This window comes from Streptomyces sp. NPDC058157 (assembly GCF_042884105.1).
In the GTDB taxonomy this organism is placed as follows: Bacteria; Actinomycetota; Actinomycetes; order Streptomycetales; family Streptomycetaceae; genus Streptomyces.
This window is the reverse complement of record NZ_JBHVUQ010000272.1, coordinates 1-8,052: the sequence shown is the minus strand read 5'-3', so window position 1 is coordinate 8,052 and position 8,052 is coordinate 1. Positions and strand designations below refer to the sequence as shown.

9 protein-coding genes are annotated in these 8,052 nt (G+C 75.3%); 1 reads left to right on the top strand and 8 read right to left on the bottom strand.

From position 1 onward, the window contains the following. Positions 1 to 265, top strand: a 265-nt coding sequence (locus tag ACFVXK_RS35230) for a helix-turn-helix transcriptional regulator (protein ID WP_389620343.1), incomplete at its 5' end; no start/stop codon positions are given. A gap of 5 nt (positions 266 to 270) precedes the next feature. On the opposite strand, the gene ACFVXK_RS35225 is transcribed toward ACFVXK_RS35230, so the two are convergent. The 8 genes from ACFVXK_RS35225 to ACFVXK_RS35190 form a co-directional block, all read right to left on the bottom strand. Next, the gene (locus ACFVXK_RS35225; RefSeq protein ID WP_389620340.1) at positions 271 to 1,194 is read right to left on the bottom strand and encodes a glycoside hydrolase family 19 protein; all 924 of its coding nucleotides are present in this window, start codon (positions 1,192 to 1,194) and stop codon (positions 271 to 273) included. Positions 1,195 to 1,377: 183 nt separating this feature from the next. After that, the gene (locus ACFVXK_RS35220; RefSeq protein ID WP_389620337.1) at positions 1,378 to 1,788 is read right to left on the bottom strand and encodes a rodlin; all 411 of its coding nucleotides are present in this window, start codon (positions 1,786 to 1,788) and stop codon (positions 1,378 to 1,380) included. A gap of 117 nt (positions 1,789 to 1,905) precedes the next feature. Further along, positions 1,906 to 2,187 carry a hypothetical protein gene (locus ACFVXK_RS35215; RefSeq protein WP_389620334.1) on the bottom strand — a complete coding sequence of 94 codons (282 nt, stop codon included), beginning with the start codon at positions 2,185 to 2,187 and terminating at the stop codon, positions 1,906 to 1,908. Next, a complete protein-coding gene (locus ACFVXK_RS35210) occupies positions 2,184 to 2,936 on the bottom strand; it encodes an HNH endonuclease family protein (RefSeq protein WP_389620331.1) in 753 nt (250 codons plus the stop codon). Before ACFVXK_RS35210 ends, ACFVXK_RS35215 begins: the two co-directional genes overlap by 4 nt. Positions 2,937 to 3,058: 122 nt before the next feature. Next, complete coding sequence (locus tag ACFVXK_RS35205) at positions 3,059 to 4,207, bottom strand: substrate-binding domain-containing protein (RefSeq protein WP_389620328.1); 1,149 nt, start codon at positions 4,205 to 4,207, stop codon at positions 3,059 to 3,061. A gap of 11 nt (positions 4,208 to 4,218) precedes the next feature. Further along, positions 4,219 to 5,274 carry an ABC transporter permease gene (locus ACFVXK_RS35200; protein ID WP_389620325.1) on the bottom strand — a complete coding sequence of 352 codons (1,056 nt, stop codon included), beginning with the start codon at positions 5,272 to 5,274 and terminating at the stop codon, positions 4,219 to 4,221. Continuing rightward, positions 5,271 to 6,836: a sugar ABC transporter ATP-binding protein gene (locus ACFVXK_RS35195; protein ID WP_389620322.1), complete on the bottom strand. Its 1,566-nt coding sequence runs from the start codon at positions 6,834 to 6,836 to the stop codon at positions 5,271 to 5,273. Before ACFVXK_RS35195 ends, ACFVXK_RS35200 begins: the two co-directional genes overlap by 4 nt. A gap of 95 nt (positions 6,837 to 6,931) precedes the next feature. Next, on the bottom strand, positions 6,932 to 8,052 hold a 1,121-nt coding region (locus tag ACFVXK_RS35190), incomplete at its 5' end, for a SpoIIE family protein phosphatase (RefSeq protein ID WP_389620319.1).

Genomic DNA, 8,052 nt, shown 5'->3' with positions numbered 1-8,052 from the left:
CTTCGAACGGGCCGGGGCGCTGCCGTGGCTCGCCCTGGCCCGCGAGGACGCCCCCGAGAGCTGCGTCCCGCACCCGGGGGCGGCGGCGCTGACCGACGCCGAGGCCCGGCTGGCCCTGCTGGTCGGCGGGGGCGCCAGCAACCAGGAGGCGGCGGCCAAGCTGTTCCTCAGCGTCAAGACCGTCGAGGCCCGGCTCACCCGGATCTACCAGAAGCTCGACGTCCGCTCCCGGGCCCAGCTGGCCACCGCGCTGCGGGGCCACTGAGCGGGTCAGCAGCCGAGGTTGTTCCCCGGGGTGACGCCCAGCAGGCTGGTGAACGCCTGGTACTTGTCCACCCGGCTCTGCACCTGCGCCGGGTTGCCGCCGTTGCACTCCAGGGCCCCGTTGATGGAGCGGATGGTCTCGCCGAAGCCCGCCCCGTCGACCATGGCCGCGTGGGCGGTCATCGTGCCCGGACCGTTCTGGGTGTTCCAGTACCAGAGCGCCGTCTTCATCGCGACGGCCGGGTCCTGCTCCACGAGGTAGGGGTTGGCGAGCAGGTTGATGCCGAGGGCGTCGCCCGCGGCCTTGTAGTTGAAGTTCCAGCTGAGCTGGATGGGGCCGCGGCCGTAGTAGGCGGCCTGGCCGGCCGGGCAGCCGTACGGCTGGGAGGCGTCGCAGTAGTGCGGGTAGTTGGCGGTGTTCTGCTCGACGATGTACACGAGCCCGCCCGTCTCGTGGGAGACGTTCGCGAGGAAGGCGGCCGCCTCGCGCCGCTTGACCGTGTCGTCCCCGGTGTGGGCGAAGGCGGGGTACGCGGAGAGCGCCGCGACCAGGCCGTTGTAGGTGTAGAAGGGGTTGCGGTTCGGGAACATCCGGTTGAACTGGGCCTCGCTGACCACGAACCCGGACGGGTTCCCGGTGCCCGGGTCGGGGTCCTGGCCGCCCCCGCCGCCGCAGGCGCCCTGGTCCGACCAGACGCCCCACTGGCCGGTGGTGCCCGGGGTCTCGCCCTGGGTCCACCACTTGGCCTGCCAGTTGTGGCCGCCGTACGAGGCGCTCGCGCCGCCCGTGTAGACGGCGGAGGAGCTCCAGGCGCCGGCGCACGCGGGGGCGGCCGAGGCGGGGGAGGCGGGCAGGGCCACGGCGAGGCCGAGGGTCGCGGCGGCGGCGGTGGCCAGGGAGAGGGCGCGGCGGCGAAGCGCACGTATCACGTGAACTGCTCCTTCGGTGGGGGGAGTCGTCGCGGGGAGTGGGGGGCGACGAGTACCGCCACTGAACCGAACTGGTATGGACCTGTCAAGGTCTAGACCAAAGTTGGGCGTGGGTGCGTGCGTCCGGAGAAACGCCGGAGCGGCGCGGCGACCCGGTCGCCACGCCGCTCCGGAGCCGCTGGATCAGCTGCCGGCCGACAGGTTCCCGGACAGGATCGGGATGTTGGAGGCGATGTGCGAGAGGGTCTCGTCACCCTTGGCCTGGGTGGAGTTCTCGGTGCACTGCTGGTTCTGCGGGTTGGAGGCGATCGGGATGTCCTGGACGCCGACGTTGATCAGGGCGAGCACGGACTGGACGTTGGCCTTGGCCGGCAGGCCGACGCAGAGCTTGTTCAGCGAGCCCTGGATCACACCGAGCTCCGGGCTCATCGCCCCCGAGGTCTCCTGGTTGCCGTAGATCTGCTGCGCGCCGTTGCCGTTGACGGTGTTGACGCCGTTGTCGTTGCCGATCGCCATCGCCGGGGAGGCCGCGAGGGCGCCCGTGCCCAGGATGGAGGCGGTGACCGCAGCGGTGGCCATGAACTTCTTGAGCATGGGAGATCCTTCTGTCGCATGAGCTGTCCCCGGCGGGACGTCTGGATCAACTGCGCCCGGCGCCAGGGGTTATCGCCCGTCACCCGAGCGGCCCAACGATCCGTCCGCGGCGGCTGCTCAGACGGGTGGCGCCGGAGCCTGCGCGCCGCCCCCCGCGCGGATCGCCCGCAGGGCCGCGGTGTGCAGCGCGTACGGGTCGCCGTGCGCCGCGGGACTGCCCGTGAGGGTGTACCACTCGTCCGCGTCCGTGTACTGCACCTGGAAGCGGACCCGCCCGTCCGGGGCGCCGGTGGTGCGCAGTGTCAGCGGGCCGGTGATGACCCCGACCTCGTCGGTCATGGCCCCGCCGGGGCCGGCGAGGACCTCGTCCTGCCACTGGTACTGGCGGGGGCCGGTCATGCGGCGCAGGTGTCGATCATGGTGGTCAGCATGGCCCTCTCGGCATCGGTGACGGTCAGCCCGTAATGGGACTTGACGGTGGTCCAGGCGCGCCCGTACTGGCACCAGCTCGACTTGTCCGGCGGCTGCCACAGGTCGGGGCTCTGGTCGCCCTTGGAGCGGTTGGAGGCGGCCGACACCGCCAGCAACTGGGGCCGCGTCAGGTCGTTGGCGAAGGCCTTGCGCTGCGCCGAGTCCCAGGAGGCGGCGCCCGAACGCCAGGCCTCCGCGAGCGGGACCATGTGGTCGATGTCCAGCTTCGACGCCTCGTTGACGGTGACCCCGTCGTACAGGCTCCGCCAGCTGCCCGACACGGCCCGGCACTCGGCGTCCCGGGTGACGCCCTTGCCGTCGCGCTGGAGGACCACCTCGCGGGTGTCGCACTTGTCGCCCTGCTCGGCCCAGTGCGTGAACTTGTCGCGGCTGTACCCGGCCATCGTGCCGGGCTTGCCCGTCTTGAGCGCCGCCAGCTGGGTACGCGCCACGGCCGCGCCGACCATGCCCGGCAGCACGTCCCCCGGGACCGGCTTGGCGTCACCGGCCGGCGGCGGCGAGGCCGCCGGGGACGGGGCCGCGGGGCTCGCGCCCGAGGCCGGCCCGTGCGGGGTCTTCCCGTCCGCCTGCCCCTTCGGACCGCCGCCGCACCCGCTCAGCCCGAGCAGCAGCACCGCGGCCACCGCCCCCGCGCACAACCTGGCCTGACGACCCATGACAACCCCACCCCGCCCGGACGGAACCCGCACACCGACCCGGGAAGACTACCCATAACCGGACAACCAACCCCGCACCGGCCCCCGGACGGGGCGCCGCGTCCCGCTCCCCGCCCTCCTGTTCACCCGCCGTGCCAGATCCTCCGGTACGCCTCCCGGTAGCCCTGCGGGTCCCAGGAGGTGGCCCCGCCGCTGTTGTCGGCCGTCACCACGTGGACCGGGGCGACGTAACCGCTGGCCGGCTGTCCCGCGAAGGCGCGGTTGAACTCGTCGACGGCCTGCCAGCCCTGCTGGGAGAGCGGTTCGGGGACGGTGGCCGCCTGGAAGCCGTGGCTGTTGATCCGCTGGAAGGCGGACGGGTCCCCGTCACCCGCGCCGATGTTGAAGGGCGGCCCCCCGCCCGGCCGCCCGGCGGCGCGCAACGCCGGGGCGGCGTCGGCGAAGTACAGGTCGTTGACCGCGACGGAGTCGGTCCACCGGTCCCGGAAGCGCGACAGGAGCGAGGAGACCTCCTGGGGGGTGCGCTGGCCGGCGTCCGGGATGGGGATGTTCTCCGTGGCCAGCAGCTCCACGCCGGGGCAGGCCGCGAGCCGCCGTGTGATCAGCTCCGCCTTGGCGCGGGCGAAGGGGATGGAGTCGTCGGTGAAGACGACCACCCCGGCCGCGCCGCCGGAGCGGGCGACGACCCAGTCCGCGCTGATCCCCGCGACCTCCTCCACCCTGGTGGTGATGTTGGTGAACAGCGGCGGCTCCTTGCTCGGGCCCGGGGAGCCGACGGCGTGCCAGCCGATCAGCGTGATCCCCTCCGCCCGCGCGTGCTCCGTCTGCTGCGCCGTCAGCCGCGGGTCGAAGCCGCCGATCACGATGCCCGAGGGGCGCAGGGTGACCGCCTGGCTGAGCGCGGCCTGGATGCCGGCCGGGCTGCCGTCCCCGTCGATCACCCGGACCTGCCAGCCGATGGCCGCCGCGGCCTCCCGGACCCCCTCGGCGACCCCGGCCACCCCGGGGTTGGTCATCGTCTGGGCGACGTAGACCAGGGACTTGCCGGGGACCGCCGCGGGGCCGGTGGTGGGCCCGTTCCAGGCGGCGGCGGTCCGCTCGGCCAGCCGGACCGCCTCCTTCGCCCGGGCGAGCGCGGCCGGGCAGCCGGCGCCGGAGGCGGAGGCGGTGGCAGGGGGGTGCGCGGAGCCGCCGCCGCAGCCCGCGGCGGGTACGGCGCAGGCGGCCCACAGGGCCGCCGCCGCGAGGAGGTGCTTGCGGTTCGGGTACACGGTGCTCCTGGTCAGGGGTGCGCGGGGGGCCGGTGCTGCGCGGGCGGCCGGGGGGAGCCGGGGGCGGCGGGGGAGACGGGCCCGGCCGCCGCGGGGCGGGCGCGCAGCCGCCGCCGTGCCGCGTAGCCGGCCAGGCCGACGGCCACCAGCAGCGTCCCCCCGTTGAACAGCGGGGTGGCCCAGAAGTCGGCGCCGAGCTGGCCGATCCCGGCCAGCCCGACGGCGAGCACCCCGACGGCCACCAGGGTCCCGACGGCGTTGGCCCGGCCGGGTCGGACGGTGGTGGCGCCCAGCAGGGCGCCGACGAACGCCGGCAGCAGGTAGTCCAGGCCGACGCTCGGGTTCCCGATCTGCTGCTGCGCGGCGAGCAGCACCCCGGCGCACCCGGTCACCAGTCCCGAGGCGGCGAACGCGCAGACCGCGTACCGGCGGGTGGGGATCCCCAGCACGGCGGCGGCCCGGGGGTTGGAGCCGGCGACGTACAGGTACCGGCCGAAGGGCAGCCGTTCCAGCACCACCCACAGCACCACGGCGGCGGCCAGGACGTAGAACGCCGGCAGCGGCAGGCCGAGGAACGTGGTGTCGTACAGGGCGGTGAAGGAGGGCGGCAGCCCCTGCGGGCCGGGCACGACGCGGCTGCCCCCGGTGAGCCATCCGGTGAAGGCGTACATGATGCTGCCCGTGCCCAGCGTGGCGATGAAGGAGTCGATGCGGGCGAACTCGACGACCATCCCGTTCACCGCCCCGGCCAGCGCGCCGCCCGCGACCACGGCGAGGCAGGCCAGGGGCCAGGGCGTACCCGTGTCGACGACGAGGTGCATCACCAGGACGTGGGCCAGGCCCAGCCCGTAGCCGAGGGACAGGTCGAACTTCCCGGTGGCGATCGGGACGGTGGCCCCGAGGGCGAGCAGGGCGGGGATCGACTGGTTGGACAGGATCGAGGACACGTTGTCCCCGGTGGGGAAGGTGTCCGGCAGGGCGAGGGAGAAGGCCAGGAAGAGCAGGACGCCCAGGGCCGGCAGGCCGTAGCTGCCGACGAGGTGCCCGCGCGGGGACCAGCCGCTCACGCGGCCCCCGCGGGTCCGGTGACCGGGGGTACGGCCGAGGCGGTGCGGGTGAGTCCGGCCGGGGTCAGGCGGGCGCCGGACAGCTCGGCCGCCACCGATCCGCGGACGAAGACCAGCGCGCGGTGGCAGAGGTCCGCGACCTCCTCGAAGTCGGTGGACACCAGCAGGACAGCCGTACCGTCGGCTGCCGCACCGTCGAGCATCCGGTGGACCGCGGCCTTGGCGCCCACGTCCACGCTGGCGGTCGGCTCCTCCAGGACCAGCAGCCGCGGGTGCCCGCGCAGCCACCGGGCCAGGACGACCTTCTGCTGGTTGCCGCCCGACAGCGCGGAGACGGGCACCTCCGTGTCCGCCGGGCGCACCGCGAACCGTTCGGCCAGCGCGGCCGCCTCGCGCCGCTCGCGGCGCGGACCCAGCCAGTGCCAGGCCGGTACCCCGGCCGCCCCGGGGTTGGCCAGGAGGTTCTCCCGGACCGTCAGATCCGGGGCGCAGCCCTCCGCCTGGCGGTCGGCGGCCACGAAGCCCACGCCCCGGCGCACCGCCCCGGCCGGGCCGCGCGGCCGGTAGGGCCGGCCGTCGAGCAGGACCCGGCCGCCCAGCAGCGGCAGCACTCCGGCGAGGGCGCGGCCCAGGTGCGCGTGCCCGGCTCCGGTCAGGCCCACCATGCCCAGGACCTCCCCGGCGGCCAGTTCCAGGCTGACGGGCCCGCCGCCCTCGGTGGTCACGGCCTCCAGGCGCAGGACGGGGCGCCGGCCGGGCGGCGGCCCGGGCCGGGCCGGGCGTCCGGGGTGGGCCGGGGCGCCGCCCGTGATGTCCCGGACCAGCCGGTCGGGGCCGTATCCGGCGAGGGGGCCCCGGGCGGCCGTGCGGCCGTCGCGCAGGACGGCGAAGGAGTCGGCGACCCGGTGGACCTCGTCGAGCCGGTGGGTGACGTAGAGGATGCCGTGGCCCCGGTCGCGCAGGGCGTGCAGGACGTCGAAGAGGCGGGCGCAGTCGGCGGCGGGGAGGGTGGCGGTGGGCTCGTCGAGGACGAGGAGGCGGGTGTCGCGCGCGACGGCCCGGGCGATGGCCACCAGGGCGCGTTCGGCGGGGGCGAGCCCGGCGACGCGGGCGCCGGGGTCCAGATGGCCGGCGACGGCCGCGAGGGCCTCGGCGCACCGCTCCCGGGTGCGCCGCCAGGAGATCAGGCCGAGGCGGCGGGGGTAGCCGGTGGCCAGGGCGGTGTTCTCGGCGACGGTCATCCAGTCGACCAGGCCCGGATCCTGGTGGATGAAGGACATGGCCGCGGAGGCGGCCGCGCTGCCGAGCGGGTGTCCGGCGACGGTCACCTCGCCCGCGTCGGCCCGGTGGACCCCGGCGAGCACCTTGATGAGCGTGGACTTGCCGGCGCCGTTGGGGCCGAGCAGCGCGAGGACGCCGCCGGCGCTCAGGTCGAGGTCCACCCCGTCCAGGGCGACGGTGCCGCCGAACCGTTTGCGCAGCCCCCGGATCCGCAGCAGCGGCTCCGTGCCCGGGTGCGGCGGGGCGTCGTACGCGTCGTACTCGTCATGGGCGTCGTGCACGGGACGTCTCCGGGGCCGGCCTCGGACCCCCGCACGGGAGGGCGGACAGGGGGATGCTACTGGCCGGGTGCCCGCATTCCGGGATACGACGGACGTTACGCGGCGTCCAGGGCGCATTCGGCCCAGATCACCTTGCCCCGGGGGGTGTAGCGGGTGCCCCAGGCCTGGGCCAGCTGGGCGACGAGGAACAGGCCGCGGCCGCCCTCGTCCGTGCTGGCCGCCCGCCGCAGGTGGGGGGCGGTGCTGCCGCCGTCGGACACCTCGCAGATCAGCGTGCGGTCGTGGATGAGGCGTACCCGGATGGGCTCGCCCCCGTAGCGGATGGCGTTGGTGACCAGCTCGCTCAGCAGCAGTTCGGCGGCGAACGAGAGCTCCTCCAGCCCCCATTCGGCCAGCTGCCGGGTGGCGGCCGCGCGGACGTCGCAGACCTTGGCCGGGTCGGCCGGCAGGTCCCACGCGGCGATCCGCCCGGCGGGCAGGGTGTGGGCGCGGGCGACGAGCAGGGCGATGTCGTCCCCAGGGTGTTCGGGGGCCATGGCGTCCATCACGGCCCGGCAGGTCTCCTCGGGAGCCCGGTCCGGGTGGGCGAGGACGGTCCGCAGTTGGTCCAGGGCGACGTCGATGTCGCGGTGGCGGTCCTCCACGAGGCCGTCGGTGAACAGGACCAGCGTGCTGTCCTCGGGCAGCTCGATCTCGGCCGTCTCGAAGGGCAGCCCGCCCAGGCCCAGCGGGGGGCCGGCGGGCAGGTCGGGGAAGGTCACCAGGCCGTCGGGGTGGACCAGGGCGGGCGGGAGGTGGCCGGCCCGGGCCATGGTGCACCGCCGGGTGGTGGGGTCGTAGACCGCGTACAGGCAGGTGGCCCCGACGACGCCGGTGCTCCCCGGCGCCTCGTCGCCGCCCTCCTCCCGGTCCAGGCGGACCAGGAGGTTGTCCAGGTGGGTGAGGAGCTCGTCGGGGGCGAGTTCCAGTTCGGCGAAGTTGCGGGCGGCGGTCCGCAGCCGGCCCATCGTGGCGGCGGCGTGCAGTCCGTGCCCCACCACGTCGCCGACGAGGAGGGCGACCCGGGTGCCCGAGAGCGGGATGACGTCGAACCAGTCGCCGCCGACGCCGGACTCGGCGGGCAGGTAGCGGTGGGCGACCTCGACGGCGCCCTGTTCGGGCAGGCCGCGCGGCAGGAGGCTGCGCTGGAGGGCCAGCGCCAGGTTGTGCTCCCGGG

Bases quoted from the DNA above. Each gene is read 5' to 3' on its own strand.
- ACFVXK_RS35220 (WP_389620337.1), bottom strand. From the start codon at position 1,788: ATGCTCAAGAAGTTCATGGCCACCGCTGCGGTCACCGCCTCCATCCTG.
- ACFVXK_RS35215 (WP_389620334.1), bottom strand. From the start codon at position 2,187: ATGACCGGCCCCCGCCAGTACCAGTGGCAGGACGAGGTCCTCGCCGGC.
- ACFVXK_RS35210 (WP_389620331.1), bottom strand. From the start codon at position 2,936: ATGGGTCGTCAGGCCAGGTTGTGCGCGGGGGCGGTGGCCGCGGTGCTG.